Origin of the sequence: Limisphaera sp. VF-2 (genome assembly GCF_049537125.1) — a bacterium.
Taxonomy (GTDB): domain Bacteria; phylum Verrucomicrobiota; class Verrucomicrobiia; order Limisphaerales; family Limisphaeraceae; genus Limisphaera.
Map to the genome: position 1 here is coordinate 506,402 of NZ_JBMVQY010000004.1, position 15,996 is coordinate 522,397.

Consider the following 15,996-nt stretch of genomic DNA (forward strand, 5'->3'; position numbering starts at 1 on the left):
CATGTGGAGCTGGCGCCCCAAAGCACGGAATCGTCGACTGGGCCGCGAACACCTCTTGGACGTGAAATTGCGGTCCAGTGTGGTTCGAGCCGCGCGTGCGCGGTTGGTGGCCGGATTACTGGCCGGGGCCTTCGGGCTGGGGGTGGGGATGTACGCCGTGTGGCGGGCGGGGGCCTGGCTGCAGAACTGCCTGTTTTATGAAAACCCGCGCTTCACGCTGCACCGCGTGGAGGTGAGCACCGACGGGGTGTTGTCGGTGGAGCAACTCCGGCGCTGGGCGGGCGTGCGACCGGGCGTGAATCTCCTGGCGCTGGACCTGGCGCAGGTGAAACGGAGTCTGGAGATGGTGCCGTACGTAGCCTCGGTGTCCGTGGAACGGGTTTTGCCCGATACCTTGCGGTTGCGGGTGACCGAACGCCGGCCGGTGGCAAGGATCCAAGTCCCGCTGCCGGTTTCGCCCGGGGGCGTGGACTTTGTGACGTATCACGTGGACGGGGAAGGGGTGGTGTTGCCGCCCCTGGACCCGCGGCTGATGAGCGAGGGGGCGGGGACGGATTCGGCGCTGCCCCTCTTGCGGGGTCTGAATTACCACGATCTGCAGCCGGGGCGAAGGGTTGAGCATGCGTCGGTTCAAGCGGCGCTGGGTTGGTTGCGGGCGTTTGCGCAGTCCCCCATGGCGGGCTTGGCGGAGGTACGAGAGTTGGCACTGGGCGCGGGCGTACTGGAGGTGCTGACCGGGGAGGGAAGTCGGATCACGTTTGGCTTGGAGGACTTCGAGCGCCAGTTGCTGCGCTGGCGGGAGATTCACGAGGCCGGATGGCGGCAGCAGCGACAGATCGAAACCCTGGACCTGGCGGTGGGGAACAACATTCCCGTGCGTTGGAAGGCGCCGGAATCGGAGCCGGAGCCCTCCCCGCCGCGCCGGCCCAACACCGTTTCCCGGAAACATGTTTGACCGAACGCCCATTCTCGTCGGGTTGGAAGTCGGAACCTCCAAGGTGTGCGCCGTGGTGGGGGAAACCCACGGGGATGGTCAGGTGACCGTCATCGGGGTGGGTCAGAGCCCCTCGCGCGGTGTGCGCAAGGGTGAGATCACCGATTTCGATCAGGCGCGTCAGGACATGCAGGCTGCTCTGGCGGAAGCGGAGCAAATGGCCAATGTGGAGATTCGCAGTGTCTTCCTGGGCGTGAGCGGAGGCCACATCCGCGGCTTCAACAACCGCGGCGTCAAGCCCATCACGGCGGAGGATCACGAGATCACCGAGCAGGACGTCGCGGACGCCATGGAGCATGCGCGGAGCATCAATCTGCCCGCGGATCACCAGGTCATCCACGCGGTGCGGCAGCATTTTTTGGTGGACGGGCAGGATGGCATTTTGAACCCCGTCGGAATGCTGGGGGGATTGCTGGAGGTGGACGTGCACATCATTCACGGCCATGTCCACCGACTTCGCAACACGGTGCGCGCGGTGCGGGAGCTGCACCTGGAGATCGAGGACGTCGTGTTCAACGGGCTGGCGTCGGCGCTGGCGATCCTGGGGCGCGAACAGAAGGAACTGGGGGCCCTGGTGGTGGACATGGGGGGAGGCACCACCGACTTCGTCGTGTATGCCGACGGGATCCTTCGACATGCGGGCGTGTTGGCCGTGGGCGGGGATCACGTGACGAACGATCTGGCCAGCGGCCTGAAAGTGGCCCTGAGCCGCGCCGAGCAACTCAAGATCGATTACGGGGCGGCTCTGGTGGACGAACGAATCCGGGGACAAACCCTGGATCTGACCAACGAGTTCGGGGCCACGCTCCGCACCATTCACCTCGAACACCTGCGGCGCATCATGCACCTGCGTCTGGAGGAAACGTTCGAGTTGGTGCGACAGGAGGTCGAAGAGGCGGGTCTGTATGACTCCATCCGGGCCGGCGTCTTTCTTTGTGGCGGATGCGCGCGAATTCCGCACGTGACGCAACTGGCGGAGCAGGTGTTCGGGCTGCCGGTGTTCCTGGGGCGCACCCATGCGGTCAGCGGCTTGAAGAGTGCTCTCGATCAACCGGAATTTGCCTGTGCGATTGGTTTGCTGAAGTACGGAGCCCAGCGGCGCCGACCGGTCGTGCGGACCGGTCTGGTGCAGAGTGTGAAGGAAACCCTGCGTCATTGGTTTCACCGTTGATGAATCTGCTCCCCATGGAGACGCCCTTGTCGCCGTCCGGTCCCGTTGCGGGCACAGAAGCCCCGGCGCATGTGTTACGGCTCTTCGGTGTCGGCACGGCGGGGATGCGCCTGCTGTTGCCGTTGGCCGCGCGTCGGCCGGGTTCTCCGGCTGCCTTCGTCGTGTTGCCGGCGTGGGATCCGATTCCCACGGAGCTGCCGGACGGGGTCCGGTGTTTGCGTCTGGAACGCACAACGCAACTGCCTTGGAGTGCTACTGGCGATCCCGACGGCGCCCGGGCGATGGCCGAAGAGAATTACGGTCGCCTGAGGGAGGTCTGTGCCGGGGCGGAGTGGGTATTGGTACTGGCGGGCTTGGGCGGCGGCAGTGGCAGTGGCATGGCGCCCGTGTTGGCACGCGCCGCGCGGGAGGCCGGAGCCCGAACCCTGGTGCTCGCGGTCACGCCGTTTCATTGGGAGGGCAGCTTTCGTCTTCAGCAGGCGCACGCGGCCCTGGAGGAATTGCGGGCGGTGGCGGACGGTCTCGTTTGTTTGCCGAATCAAAAGCTGTTTGGGTTGCTGCCCCAACCCACGCCGGTGGTGGAGACCTACGCGCGGGTCAACGAGTGGTTGCACCAGGGTCTGGAGGCGTTTCTGGACCTGCTGACCCATCGCGGGTTGTTACCGCTGCCGTTGGACAAGCTTTGTGCGCTGTTGCGCGGGCGTCATGCCGAGAGCGTGCTGGTCACGGCCCGGGCCGAAGGGACCGGACGTCTGGTCACCTTGAATCAGGAGCTTCTGCAACATCCACTCCTGGAAGAGGGCCAAGCTTTGTTGGCTGCCACCTCGGTGGTGTTGCATGTCACCGGCGGACCGGACCTGTCGGTGGGGGATGTGGACGGGTTGGTGCAGCTGTTGCAGACACGGTGCGGGCATGCAGAGTTGTTGGTGGGGGCGGCCGTGCGGCCCGAATGGTCGGGTCGTCTGCGCGCGCTGCTGTTGGTAACGCGGCGCGGGGATCGTTTGGCGCGCACCGCCTCCGGCTCATTCGGGCATGCCGCTGTCGTCGAGGGCACCCGGGAGGCAGAGCGCGGACGTTCCGCTTCGGGTTCAGCGGACCATGTCAACGGCAAGACCGCCGGGCAAACTCCATCCGGGTCGGCCGGGCTCGAGGACGGTGCAGCGGGACTTCGCAGGGACGTCGCTTCGCGGGTGACCTTTCCACGGCGAACCGCGCCGGCACGCATGCGACAGGGTACCCTGCCGTTGGACGTGCCTCCCCGGGGCCGATTCGAACGGACGCAGCCAAACATCCACCGGGGGGAAGACCTGGACATTCCCACTTACATCCGTCGGGGCATCGTGTTGGAGTGAGCCTCCGGAGCTGCGGCGGCAAGGGCATGGGCCGCCATCGAGGGAGGGATTCGGGGTTCCGACTCCGGGATCCGAAGAAACCCAGCGGTGAGGAATCGAGGGCCCCGGCGGTTTCCGGGCCGCGGCGCCTTTCCACGGCCGGGTTCGGCTTGTGACAACCTTTCCGGGGTCCCGAATGGTCGCGGTTCCTTTCGACGCGGATGCCCGCGCTGTTCCCTTCGCCGTCGCCGTGTCAGCCCGGCCAGAGATGCCGGATGCAACGCACAAGGAGGCTCTCCAGTTGGACGAAGCGCCCCTGTTGCAGCCAGACCAGCAGAAATCGGCCAATCCCCGCAGCCAGCGCCAACACCAGGCTCCCGATCAGGTACAACCCGAAGGCCTGGGGTGGATCGGGCATCATCACCCGGGGCACGCCGTGATAGAGGACGGCAATGGTCAGGGTGATCCCCAGCACATACGTCACCCAGGGGCTCACCGCGGGGACGGCATCCAGCACGCGCAAGCTCCAGAACGGTCCCAGTCCGTAGGCGACCACGGTGAAGGCCTGCTGGTAGGTGTGCTGGCCATGGAAGGTCTCCCCGAGGCTTTTGAACATTTTGGCTCCGAAAAACACCAACGCCACATTGACCGCCAGATGCACCAACTGATGCGCGATGGCTTCGGGCACGGTCAACTGCTTCAGCCGCAGTGGATCGCCCCGCCACTCGCCCCAATAGTGCATGCCCAGCCCTTCGACGGCGCAGGTCAGCAGCAGCAAGGGCAGCACGTACAGCCAGAACGTGCGAGCCACGCTGCGGCCCTCCGTGGCGATGCGATCCCAGGTTCTTTGTGGCTCCAAGACCAGCAACAACGCACGAATCATGACCGCCCAGAGATAGCGATCGCGCGCGCCACTGACAATGCACTTCTTTTGTCGAGCGGGCGCGCCGTGCGTTTCGCGTCGGGGGACGGCTCCATGATTTACGGCGCCGGAGAGTAAGGCCGTGCGACCCTGCGCCGAAAAGCTTACACGCCGTTGCCCGCTTGTCCGGCTGCGGAGGTGCGGGGCCGAGGGGCCGCCGCTGTGAGGGAATGGGTTTCGCACGCCTGTGGCCGAGTACTTGCGCCTCATGCTCTCGCGGAGGGCAGGACTCGGCTTCCCTTTCGGCCTCCGGCCCCGCCATGGAAAGTGGCTGGCGGCTCGAGTCGCGGGTGGCGGAATCCGGGAAGAATGACCGCCCGAGGGCTCTCTCGGGGCCACAGCATTTTGGTTCGCTCCCGCCCCTGCGCGAGCCGACGGATCGTTTGCCCTCTCCCGGCGGAGATCGCGAGGCCGCTGGACACCGCGGGTTCATTCGGCTCTGGGCGACGGGGAAATCCGGCCCCCAAATCGGTCATGCCGCACTTGACCCTGGGGTCCACAAATCTGGGGTTTGCCGTCTGGATTTCCGCCGGAGATCCCTCCCTGGGGAGCAAGGAGCGTCGCTTCGTTTGTTGCCCGAACTGCCATCGGCGGCGACCGTGGTGGCTGGTCTCGACCGCCGACGAACACTGCCCGGCGCAGCAGGAGCAGCGTCGGACCCGTCCGGCGACCTTTGAGAAGGGCCGGGTGTTTATTCCGGCGCCCGCAGGGCGGCGATGAGATCCAGTCTCCGGATTCGTTGGAGTACAATCAGGGCGGAAAGAAAAGCGGCCGTGGCGACGGTGGCGATTGCGAAGCTGTAATTCCGCAGGGTGAGCACGGCAGGCAGACGCACCGTCTCGGTGTTGATGGCTTCGACGATGGCGGTGGCGAATCCACTGCCGGCCAGCAGTCCCAGCGGCATCGCGACCAGCGTCAGGATGCCCAACTCGATCAGCAACACCGCCGCCACTTCGGTCTCGGTGAACCCGATCACGCGCAGGGTGGCCAGTTCGCGCGCGCGTTCGGCCAGGGAGATTCGGGCATTGTTGTAAACGACTCCGAAGGCCACGACGACGGCAAAGGCAAGATACATGCGCTGGATGAGGTTGATGCTCGCAGCGGTGGTTTGTCGGAAGTTCGCGCGCAACGAGTCCTTGATACTGACCCAACTGACCTGTGGGATGTCTTTGAGTGCCCGGAGGAAAGCGGCCCGCTGCGCGGGATCCAAAGTGAAGCTGGCCCCGGTCACACGATCGCCCTCGCCCAGTAACCGGTTCAACGCCTGAAGTTCCATGTGGGCTCCCAACCCCGTGAGGTCCTCCGACACCGCCACCAGGGGGACGTGACAGACCGGTCGTCGTCCCTCGAGGAACTCGACCTCGAGCAGGTCCCCCGGCCGTGCGCCCAACACCTCGGCCAGCTTGGCGGACACGATGAGTCCCGACGGCGGAAGGCTGAGCTGGCGCCAGTGCTTGTTGATGACCCGACTGTGCAGGGTCTCGGCCGGCACGGCCACGATGGCGAGTTGGCGGCTCCGCGGACCGAATCGCAATCGGGCCGGCGCGGCACGGATGGGTTCCACCGCCAGCACTCCCGGCAACCGCCGCAACCCGGACAATGCGGCGGGTGAATTGGGTTCGACCAGGCCGACGTTCAGGTCCTGCCGTTGCACGACGTCCCACTGAAAGCCCAGCAAGAGGTCCACGCTGTCGCGAAAGCAATTGGGTACGATGAGCAACGCGGTGGCCAGGGCCAGGCCGGCCACGGTGAAGAAAGCCTGGGCGGGGTGGCGTTCCAGGTTGCGCAGGGCCATTCGGGCCGCGGGGGAGAGATACGCGCCCCACCCGACGCGCTCCATCCAGGCGGGCCGGTACCGGGCCGGCGGCTCGGGACGCATGGCCTCCGCAGGGGGCACGCGAGCTGCCTTGCGCACCGCGGTGGCCACGCCCGCGGCGGCGGCCAGCGCTCCCACGCCGAGCGCCACGGCCACGGCCGCCAGATCCAGCCGAAAATGCAGCTCGGGAAAACGGAAGAACAGGTGATACAAGGCCACCAACCGGTGCCCCAGCGCAATACCGGCGCCGGTTCCCAACACGGCCGCCAGGGTGGCCATGACCAGGCCGAACTTGAGGTAGTGCACCACGATTTGCGCGTCGGTGAACCCGAAGGCCTTGAGGATGGCGATCTGTTCCCGCTGCAACGTCAGCAGCCGCATCAGCACGGCATGGGTCATGAAAGCCGCCACGGCCAGAAACAGAGTGGGAAACCCGATGGAAATGGTGCGCAAGATGAAGATCTCGTCGGAGACCCGAACGTGGGAGGGATGATCGGCGCGCGCATGGGCACCGCGGCCTCCATGGGCTTGCAACAGCCGGTCCAGTTCAGCGCACACGGCCTGTGCGGATGCACCGGGGGCCAGCATCGAGGTCAGGTGGTTGAACGCGCCTTCCAGGTCGTACGCAGTGGCGATCTCGCTTTCCCACATCCAGAACGTGCCGTAGGTGCGGTTGTCCGGGAGGGAAACGCCGGGGCGGGCTTCGAAGATGATTTCCGGTGACAACACCACTCCGGCGATGCGGAACTCTTGTCGGCGTCCGTTGAGGAGCAGGGTCAATGGATCGCCGGGCTGAAGCCGATTGGCCTCGGCAAACGCCTCGCTCACCAGCAATTCGCCCCGGCGGCCCGGCTGCAGTTCGCGTCCCCGACGGATGAAGAGCCGGTTCAGCTCCATGGGACCGTCTTCGGGCACGGACCGCACCAGGCCGCTGGCGGGCTCATCCAGACCGGGCAGATCCACGGTGACCTGCACGGCGATCCCGGGTTGCACGGCGGCCACACCGGGGATGGCGGCCAGCCGGGGCACGAGACTGCGCGGGGCCCGTTTGAGTTGCACGAACACGTCGGCAAATCGATGCGTGCGGTAGTAGGTTTGCCGCGTGGTCTCGAGGGAATGAATCAGGCTGCGGGTCATGATCAACATCGCCAATCCGCAGCCCATCACCAGGGCCACCGCGAGGGTTTGCCCCTTCATCCGCTGCAGGTCCCGCCACAGCTTCAGATCGAGCAGGCTCATCCGTTCAAGGTTGTGCGATTGCGTGGCCGGCGCGGTTCAAAACAAGGGGGGTGAAGGATCGCAGCTGCATTTTCCGGAAGGCCGGCCGTTTTACCATTGCAATGCGCGGGGCGGCACCCGCTGCGGGTTGCGCCGCTGGTGTTGGATGCGGCCATCCATGAGATGGATGACCCGATCGGCCATGTCGGCAATGACGGCGTTGTGGGTGATGACGACCGTGAGGGTGCCCAGCTCGCGGTTGACGCGCTCGATGGCTTCCAGGACGGCGACCCCGGTGCGGACATCCAGGGCGCCGGTGGGTTCATCGCACAAGAGCACCGCCGGCCGTTTGGCAATGGCGCGGGCGATGGCGACTCTTTGTTGTTCGCCGCCGGAGAGTTGGGACGGGAAATGGTCGAGGCGTTCCCCCAGTTGCACCAGTCGCAGCGCCTCTTCCGGGTCCATGGGCCGGGCGGCAATTTCGGTGATCAAAGCCACGTTTTCGCGCGCGGTGAGGCTCGGGATCAGGTTGTAAAACTGAAACACGAATCCGACGGCGTTGCGCCGGTAGAGCGTGCGTTCCGCCTCCGACGCCCGGGCCAGGTTCAGGGAGCCGAACCACAAATCGCCCGCGGTGGGCACGTCTAGGCCGCCGAGCTGATTGAGCAACGTCGTCTTGCCGCTGCCCGAGGGCCCCAGCAACACCACGAACTCGCCGGGATACAGGTCCAGATCCACGCCATCGAGCGCACGCACGGCAGCCGGGCCACTGCCGTAAACCTTCGTCAATCCCCGTGCCCGAAGGAGCGGCGGGGATGCCTCGGTGGATTCCAACCGGAGCGCTTCTGCGTTCACACGGGAGAAGTGTGGCAATGCCGGAGGGATGCGGCAACGGGCAAGCCTTCCCCTGCGAGCGCGGAACCCCGGCGAAGTGCGGCTGTCGCCTCGGGGCGACTGCAGCCCGCGGGATCCGGGTCGTGTGGTTCAAGCAAGCCGTGACGACCTGCGCGACAGACCGGTCCGGCTCAGCGAACCGACACGGGAGAAGGAGCGGCAGGCCGGCCCGGAAGCTCGAGCGGCCGGAGGTCGTTCGGCAGACCTGCCGGCAGGCCGGACGGCGGGGCGGCGGCGGCCCGATGGTTCCCGCCGGCAGTGTTGACGGTCCGTTGCCGGCGGTATTCCGACGGCCGCCATCCGATCCACCGGGCAAACGCATTGGAAAACACGAACGGATTCTGGTAGCCGACCCGGTGGGCGATGGCCGCCACGGTAAGTTCCGTGGTGGCCAACAGTTCTGCGGCCCGTCGCATCCGCAAGTAGGTCACTTGGTGCATCGGACTGCGGCCCAGCTGACGACGGCACAATCGGCGCAAGTGTTCGCGGCTGTAGCCGGCTTCCGCGGCAAGTTTCTCCAGGGTCCACGGTTCCTCCAGTCGGGATTCCACCCGCTCCCAGAGCATGCGGAGCTGATCGGGTTGGTGACAGGGCCGGGCAAAACGCAGCACGTAGGCGTGGATCAGGTGACTCCATTGCATCATCAGACTGGGTTGCGCAGGGCCGCTGCATTCGTAAAGAAGCCCCTGAATGGCCGCCAGCAGTGGTTGCGAATCATACGGCGCCATCACGGGGGAGGCGGCGTTTCCCAGCGGCCGTTGATCGCGCGGCTGCTGGTAGCACACCCAGCAGAACTCCCATCGAACTCCGGGGATGGCTTCGAAGGCATTCAGCGTGTGCGCGGGCAGCAAACAGGCCCAGCCGGCCCGGCAAACCCGCCAGCGCCCGTCGATCAATACACGCCCTTTCCCACCCGTGCAGGCCAGAAAATAGGTGGTGGTCTGCCGCGTGCGGACAATTTTCATGGGGGCAGCCGTTTGTTGAATCCCGGTATGGATGATGCCGAGAGTGTTCAAGGCCGGACACACAGGGAACGGCTCGATCCAGGGACGCGGCTCCACCGCGGCCGCCCGAACACCGGCCAGTTGCGTGTGCGGGCCGAGGATCGTGACGTCGGACCGGGGTAACGGTTGCGCGCCCATGGCGACACCGCCATAACATAGTGCGTTTCACCGGGCGAGCAAACCTAATCCGCGGGCGGGGAAAGAGGGCATCTCGGGTCTTGAGCCACGGGATGCGCGAATCTCAACGAAACCACCTTCCCCCTGGCTTTCGTGGGCTGAGGAGATGCGCGATTCCGCCCTAAGGGGATTGCAAACCCTGAAATGCCCCGGACCGCGAGTCTGCGGCACAGAGGCCCTGCCTGTGCAACCGCCGCAAGCGACGGGCCTCCAAAACCGAGCCTCCAAATTCATTTCCGCCGAAGCCATCGAGGATCGAGAGGGTTTTCGCGCCCTGCTCGCGCCGTCAGTTTGCCCCAAAGGGGCGCGGCGGCACCAGCCCCGGGGCGACACCTTGGGTACACCAGCGAGTTGGGGTTCACCCCGGCCTGGGGATGCGGAATCCGCCGGGCACGCCCTGCCCTCGCGACGGGGGATCGGGTTTCGCCCTTCCGGGGCTCCATGGGTTCAGGGGATGAAGTTCCGGGGGCGTCGCCCCAAAATGGTCAATCGCATGCGCCTGCGGCGCGTGGAGGGGCCTGTGCGACGGGTGGAACGGCGGAGTTTCCATGTTGAGCGCGGGATTCAAGGTTCCGAATGTGATATGTCGTGTTGCCCCGGTGTTCCTGTGCTCGGAACGGCCGACATTCCGCTGCGCTTTCAGAGGGTGTCCAGAACCAAGCACATACCCGACTCAAAGACGCCTCCGCCGGCTCTCTGATGGGCATCCGGTCCCCGTCCATGGCCGGATGCTTCCGCCCGGCGGTCATGGCTCCTTCCTTGGGCGCGGGAGGCTTGCCGGGACAGCGGGAGAAAACGACGGAATCCGACTCAGCCGGGCGGCAGTTGGGCCTTGAGTTGCTGAAGTCTCTGGCGCTGGGCCGGTGTCATGGGTCGCGACTCGAGTTCGGAGATCGCGCGACGCGCCTGGTCGAACTCTTTTCGTTGCATCAAGTTCTCCAGGTAATCCAGCAACCGGTGGGTGGAGACGATGTCGGCCTCGCTGAGGGTTGGGGTCTGCGTTTCGGATGCGGGCGCGGGTGTCGTCTCGCTGGCCGGAGGGGGCGTGGATTCCCGCCGGCAGGCGGCCAACAGAAGACCGGCCGCGATCCCGGCGAGCGTCCATCGCAGCACCCACCCAATCCGCGCCCGGCCCGGTCGAGGGACGGTGAAGTCGCTGTTTTTCATGTCCCTACCACCAGAAGACCGGCGAACCCCCGCCGACCGTGCGCGGGGTCATCGTTTCCCATTTGCGCCACTGGACGTGTCCGTCCATCATGCCGGTATATCCCCCGGCGGGCACGCTGCCGCGCAGGTGCGCGGACCGATGGGGTTTGAAGTAGCCTCCCTGGACACGGGTCCAGTTGTACGTGTGGCGGAGGGATGGACTCATCTGACCCGGAGCGGAGAGCGTTACATCGGCCACCAACACCCGCTGGGCCGGGCCCTCGGTGATGGTGGTGTTGAATCCCACCTGAATGGTGGCGGAACGGATGAGATCCCGGTTCCAGTTGGTGGGCGCCAGAGTGGCGGTGTTGGGGAAGGTGATGCAGTACCCGAGCACCCGATAGGCCCCCGAATAGTTCCAAAGATTCCAGAAGTCGGTGGTGTCGAAGTGCGGCTTGAGTCCGGGGCAATACCAGATGAGCCAGCTTTTGCCGGCTTGCTCCATGGCGGTGCCGACGGCGGTGGGCATGTCCCATGCCCAGAATCCCACGTTGGCATTGTCGGGCAATCGCTCGTTGTTCTCGCTGGCGTAGATGTAGAGGGCCGTCAGCATCTGCTTGGTCCCGTTGATGCAGGCGGTGCGCACGGCGCGGTCCTTGGCCTTGCCGAGCGCCGGCAACAACATCGCCGCCAAAATGGCGATAATGGCGATCACCACGAGCAGTTCGATCAGGGTAAAGCCCCGCGGTGGGGCAGAGCCTCCCTGTTGCTCCCGGGCGTTTGTGGCGTGCTGTTGCATCGCAAACTGTCGGTTCCAAAGGAGGGCCGCCAGCGGTCCGAAGACCCATTCGGACGAGCCGAAGGGAGGTCGGAGCCGCTGGCGGCCGGGGTCCATGCCTGGAGGATCGTCGTGATTGGGTTGGGACCGAAAGCTCATTTGCGCAGCCGGAAATACTGCTGCGAGCCGGTGAGCGGAACCGTGTACGGGCTGGAAGCTCCCGACACGTCCGTGTACGGCCCGGTGACGCCGGGGGCCGACTGGAGGACGGCTTGGGCGTCGGTCCAGGTCAGGACGAGGTTGTCGCCCTGGCGCGCGGCCGTAATCACCAGGGGCGCCGCCAACGGACTGACGGTCGGGGAGCCGTCGGGTCCGGCCGCGGTATGCGCCGCAATTTGCTCCGGCGTCAGAGCGCCGTGATAGATGCGGAATTCATCGATTTGGGCCAGCAGATAGGCATCGGCAGAGAACAGGGATCGGCCGATGAAGTTCCACGCATTCTGGATGGCCGAGAGATCCGCCGTGATGGTCTGCCGTACGACCTGGGCGCCGTCCAGGTAGAGGGCCAGGTACCGCTCGCCCAGGGCCGCGTCCGTCTGGAAGACACAGACGATGTGGCGCATGACCCCGTCGTTGAGATCGCCCTGAGGCGCCCCGGTGGAGGCAGTGACGCCAACCTCGGCGCCCGGCGGGTTGATCGCAATGCGGTAGCTGGCGCCTCCGGTGCGCGGCGCGAAGAAGATGTAATCCACGCCGCCCGGTCGGGCCGCGGCGCTGTAGACGCCGAAGTCGAACAGACGCGTCCAGTTGCCCGAGGGCAGGAACTGGGCCCAGGCCTCCAAGGTGATCGTGGCATAGCCATCCACGAGGTAGCGCGGCAGTTCCACGTAGGTGTTCCGCTCGCCGGTCAACTGAACCATGCGGTTCTCGACGATCGTGACATTGCCGTGCGGCCTCGCATCGGCCCCTCCCACCAGGTCGCGCAGATCGCCGTTGAAACTGTAGCGATGCATGAGCGCGGTTTGCTTGGGCACGACCACCACTTGCCGGCTGGTGCTGGCGCCACCGTAGGACGCGGTCAGCGTCGCGATTCCCGGCGCAACGGCCTGGATGCGGCCATCGGCCAGAACCTGCAGCACCCCGGGCGCGCTCGATTGCAGGGTGGCCACGCCGGTGAGATCGATGTTGGCGGCGTTGGCCGCATCGCCGGACACGGCGGGACGCCGGCGCGTTCCCTGGATCATGACGCCGGGAACTTCCAGCCGCAGCGTGGAGAAGGCCCCCGGATCCAGTTGCGGATTGTCCGGCCCGGCGGCGCGGCTGGTGCGGATCTGGGCCAGGCTGAGAACACCCTTGTAGATCCGGAACTCGTCCAGGGCGCCCTGGAACACGAGAGGTTCGGTGGTGGCAAGGGATTTCCCAAGGTACGCCAACGGGCTGCTGACGGCCCACAGGGGCGCCGCGGCGCCCACGGTCTGCACGAGTTCGCCGTCCAGGTAGAGGGCCATCTGTTGGCGGGCCCCGTCGTACACGGCCACCACGTGTTTGTACCCGGACAACAGGGCATTCCAACCACCGGAGAGGGTGCGTCCGCCGATCAATGCTCCGCTGTTGACGGCGGGACCGTTCAGGGAGATCTGCGTGACCGGCGCGGCCACGTTGTCATCCCTGAGGGCCAGACGCACAAAGTTGGCGGCGCTGCCGTTGGGCAGGCGTTCGCCGAAGCTGTAGAGGTACAACGGCCCGCCCAACGCGTGGTAATTGGAGGCGTAGAACCATGCCTCGATGGTCAGCGAATTGTAGTTGCTGACAATGCCCGGCGGCAGTTCCAGCGTCTGGACTCCGTCGAACACCGCCGTCCCGTTGAACACCATGCCGCCCTCCGGGTTGACGCCGTGTGCGTTGCCCACGGAGTCGCGCGCATCGCTGGTGAAGCTGTAGCGATGCACCAGCACGGGCGGAGCCGGAGGAACGACCGTCACAGTCCGGCTGGTTGTCTGACCGCCGAAGGAGGCGGTAATGTCGGCGGTCCCGGCGGCCACGGCGGTGACCACTCCGGCGGCTGTGACCGTGAGCACGTTCGTGTCACTGGAGCTGAATGTGGCCCCCGCGGCCGTCACGTTCACATTGGAAACGTTGGCGAAGTTGGCCATTACGCCGGCGCTCTGGACGGCGCCAACCTCCATTTCAGGTTGCGGCAGCAGGAGTGCGATGGACTGAAGGGCGCCCGGGTCATCCACCAGTCGATCGGGTCCCGCCGCGGCGTTGATGGCCACACGCAGGGCCGTCAAGGCATTGGACCAGATGCGAAACTCATCCACGCGTCCGCCCCAGTACGGGTCGCCACCAAATTGCGAGCGGCCCAACCAGTTGTTGGTGGTGGACCCCACGGTCAAGGGCGAGTTGGTAAAGCCCGTGGCGGAAACGGCGACCGGGATGCCGTTCACGTACAGGACGCCCCGGCGGGTTTCCGCGTCGGTGGTGACCACCAGGTGAGTCTTCTGGCCCACTTGCGGCCGGCCGCCGCCGCCGGTGGTCCAGGTGAGTTGATGCGTGCCCTCCCCGCCGCCGGCATTATACGCGAACCGGGTTTGTGTCAGGTTGACGCCGGGCACCGCCAAGAACATGTACCGCGTGGTACTGCTGCCGAAATCGAACACGCGAGCCCACGTGGCGCTGCCGTCGTCGGTAACCCAGGCTTCCCAGGTGATGGCGGTTAGATTCGTGGTGAGATCAGGTGGCAGGGCTACATAGGCCCCACCCGGGTTGGACGACGGGGTGGTGGCGGCGGGCGGCACCGGGTTGGGCAAGACCAGCTCGCCATCGGCCACGGTGGCGCCGTTCATGAGCGTGCCGTGGGCGTTGCCCACCGAATCACTGGCATCCGTATTGAAGGAGTATCGGTGCAGCAAAGTGGCCGGCGGCGGTCCCACCGCAGTGACCTGCCGACTGGCGGAGAATTGCTGATGGGTCGCGGTAATGGTGGCCACGGCCCCTTCCACAGCGCCGACCCCGGTGACCAACCCGGCGGCATTCACCGTAAAGACGCTGGGATCGCTGCTCTGGAAGGTGGCCTGGGCGGTGAGGTTGGCCGTGGAGCCGTCGTCGAAATGCCCGATGACCACGGCCTGGGCAAAGCCGTTGGTTTGGATTCGCTCCGGCAGTTGGAGCGTAATGGACTGCAGGGTCGCGGGAGGCCGGGCGCTGGCCGTGGGCGCGCCGGCCAGCGTGTAGTTGATGGAGGCGCCGCTTCCGACGTACGAATAGACTGCCACGTGGTATTGGTGCGCCCCGCTGAGGCCCGTGACCACCACGGAGTTCCCCGATCCCGCATAAACGACGTAGTTGCGGAAGCCAATTTGCGAGCCCGCGCCGAATTGCGCGTTCGCAGTGTACTCGGTGAAGTCAGACGGTTGGGCCATCAACGGACCGCCCTCCCGGATCACGACCAACGACCCGCTGGTGCCTGCACCGGGGGTCCATTGGATCCGGAGCGCTCCCGGACCGGCGTCCGTCGTGATGGACAGACCGCTGGCCGGCGGAGCTTCCGTGCCGGCTTGGACGTTCGGGCCCGTGAGCCTGAAATTGGAGAAGGCCGCGGTGAGGGTGTTGGCGCTGAAGGTCGCGTGAATGAGCCCCACTTGGACGGGCAGGCCGTCCATGTCGGGCCGATCCTGCTGGTCCCGCAGGATCCACTCCTGATCCGCAGTGGCGCGTTCGTAGGCGTAGAATGTGTTGCCGACGCGCTGCAGCCGGAGCCAGTAGTTGTTGTTGACCTCGAAGATGGGCCGTCGCACGGCACCGCTGGTGTCGCCGTTCACTTCGTTGCGGAAATAGTTGGCGATGCCAAACTGGTCGAACCGGGTCCATGAGACGTAGTTCTCGGCGGGTCCGCCGTCGCTGGGCAGCCGGGCCATGAGCCCTGCGGTGTTGAACGCGGTGGGGTCATAGGGTGTACCGATCAACACCTCGGCGTCAAAATCGCCGTACACCAATTTGTACAGGAAGACGCCGTCGGCATCTTGGAATTCCCAGTCGGTGGCCACCGATGTGACGACGAGCTGCCCGGTGTCCACCTTGTTGGTCATGGCGACGGTGGAGCCGGGTCCGGATCCGCCCAGAGTGGCATTGGGGATTTGGCCTGCGCCGGTGTAGAGGCCTTCCCACAGGGTGCCGGGGAGACCTTGTGCCAGGTAATCGCGGGGGGTGTTGAAGTTGTCGCTGAAGGTGGCGGTCCATGCCGCGGGCACGACCGCCAGTCCCAGCCCCAGGGCCGCCCAGCCGAGGTGTCGGGTTGCTTTCATGGGGAACGGGTTTTGGGTTTTGGGTTTGTTCGAACGCGGCGACTCGCTCTTTCGTTTGCCGGGCATGGATTCGGCAAACGCTTACGCACCGAGGCACCGCGACACACGCCCACATTACGGGGAAGTACACCTTCGTCCATGTCATGGATGCACCCGGCCATACTGCAAATACACCCGGTTACCATGACGCAACAGGTCGGAGCGCCGACGCAAGGAACCGCAGTCTGGCGCCGTGGGGCCG

10 protein-coding genes are annotated in these 15,996 nt (G+C 65.8%); 3 read left to right on the top strand and 7 right to left on the bottom strand.

Features of this window, described 5'->3' with window-relative positions; translation table 11 throughout:
* The first annotated feature begins 1 nt into the window (after position 1).
* Genes ACPDIT_RS13710 through ACPDIT_RS13720 form a run of 3 tightly spaced genes read left to right on the top strand, consistent with a single transcriptional unit; the run spans position 2 to position 3,517 of the window.
* The gene (locus tag ACPDIT_RS13710; RefSeq protein WP_423444377.1) at positions 2-955 is read left to right on the top strand and encodes a cell division protein FtsQ/DivIB; all 954 of its coding nucleotides are present in this window, start codon (positions 2-4) and stop codon (positions 953-955) included.
* On the top strand, positions 948-2,165 hold the full coding sequence (ftsA, locus tag ACPDIT_RS13715; RefSeq protein ID WP_423444379.1) for a cell division protein FtsA: 1,218 nt from the start codon (positions 948-950) through the stop codon (positions 2,163-2,165). The genes ACPDIT_RS13710 and ftsA overlap by 8 nt, the downstream gene beginning before the upstream one ends.
* Complete coding sequence (locus ACPDIT_RS13720) at positions 2,165-3,517, top strand: hypothetical protein (protein ID WP_423444381.1); 1,353 nt, start codon at positions 2,165-2,167, stop codon at positions 3,515-3,517. Before ftsA ends, ACPDIT_RS13720 begins: the two co-directional genes overlap by 1 nt.
* A 232-nt stretch (positions 3,518-3,749) precedes the next feature.
* Here the strand turns inward: ACPDIT_RS13720 and ACPDIT_RS13725 are convergent, their stop codons facing one another.
* The 7 genes from ACPDIT_RS13725 to ACPDIT_RS13755 form a co-directional block, all read right to left on the bottom strand.
* The gene (locus ACPDIT_RS13725; RefSeq protein WP_423444383.1) at positions 3,750-4,379 is read right to left on the bottom strand and encodes a Yip1 family protein; all 630 of its coding nucleotides are present in this window, start codon (positions 4,377-4,379) and stop codon (positions 3,750-3,752) included.
* A 730-nt stretch (positions 4,380-5,109) separates the two neighbouring features.
* Positions 5,110-7,473 (bottom strand): ABC transporter permease, encoded by a 2,364-nt coding sequence (locus ACPDIT_RS13730; RefSeq protein WP_423444385.1) that lies wholly within the window; start codon positions 7,471-7,473, stop codon positions 5,110-5,112.
* A 90-nt stretch (positions 7,474-7,563) separates the two neighbouring features.
* Positions 7,564-8,307: an ABC transporter ATP-binding protein gene (locus ACPDIT_RS13735; protein ID WP_423444386.1), complete on the bottom strand. Its 744-nt coding sequence runs from the start codon at positions 8,305-8,307 to the stop codon at positions 7,564-7,566.
* Positions 8,308-8,477: 170 nt separating this feature from the next.
* The gene (locus ACPDIT_RS13740) at positions 8,478-9,488 is read right to left on the bottom strand and encodes an AraC family transcriptional regulator (RefSeq protein ID WP_423444388.1); all 1,011 of its coding nucleotides are present in this window, start codon (positions 9,486-9,488) and stop codon (positions 8,478-8,480) included.
* 849 nt (positions 9,489-10,337) lie between these two features.
* On the bottom strand, positions 10,338-10,694 hold the full coding sequence (locus ACPDIT_RS13745; protein WP_423444390.1) for a hypothetical protein: 357 nt from the start codon (positions 10,692-10,694) through the stop codon (positions 10,338-10,340).
* Positions 10,695-10,698: 4 nt separating this feature from the next.
* Positions 10,699-11,610, bottom strand: coding sequence for a prepilin-type N-terminal cleavage/methylation domain-containing protein (locus ACPDIT_RS13750; RefSeq protein WP_423444392.1), 912 nt, complete (start codon positions 11,608-11,610; stop codon positions 10,699-10,701).
* Positions 11,607-15,755 (bottom strand): LamG-like jellyroll fold domain-containing protein, encoded by a 4,149-nt coding sequence (locus ACPDIT_RS13755; protein ID WP_423444393.1) that lies wholly within the window; start codon positions 15,753-15,755, stop codon positions 11,607-11,609. Before ACPDIT_RS13755 ends, ACPDIT_RS13750 begins: the two co-directional genes overlap by 4 nt.
* Positions 15,756-15,996: the final 241 nt, after the last annotated feature.

Excerpts from the sequence above, each read along its gene's own strand:
- ACPDIT_RS13755 (WP_423444393.1), bottom strand. The coding sequence starts at position 15,755 with ATGAAAGCAACCCGACACCTCGGCTGGGCGGCCCTGGGGCTGGGACTG.
- ACPDIT_RS13745 (WP_423444390.1), bottom strand. The coding sequence starts at position 10,694 with ATGAAAAACAGCGACTTCACCGTCCCTCGACCGGGCCGGGCGCGGATT.
- ACPDIT_RS13710 (WP_423444377.1), top strand. The coding sequence starts at position 2 with ATGTGGAGCTGGCGCCCCAAAGCACGGAATCGTCGACTGGGCCGCGAA.
- ACPDIT_RS13750 (WP_423444392.1), bottom strand. The coding sequence starts at position 11,610 with ATGAGCTTTCGGTCCCAACCCAATCACGACGATCCTCCAGGCATGGAC.
- ftsA (WP_423444379.1), top strand. The coding sequence starts at position 948 with ATGTTTGACCGAACGCCCATTCTCGTCGGGTTGGAAGTCGGAACCTCC.
- ACPDIT_RS13720 (WP_423444381.1), top strand. The coding sequence starts at position 2,165 with ATGAATCTGCTCCCCATGGAGACGCCCTTGTCGCCGTCCGGTCCCGTT.
- ACPDIT_RS13730 (WP_423444385.1), bottom strand. The coding sequence starts at position 7,473 with ATGAGCCTGCTCGATCTGAAGCTGTGGCGGGACCTGCAGCGGATGAAG.
- ACPDIT_RS13740 (WP_423444388.1), bottom strand. The coding sequence starts at position 9,488 with ATGGGCGCGCAACCGTTACCCCGGTCCGACGTCACGATCCTCGGCCCG.
- ACPDIT_RS13725 (WP_423444383.1), bottom strand. The coding sequence starts at position 4,379 with ATGATTCGTGCGTTGTTGCTGGTCTTGGAGCCACAAAGAACCTGGGAT.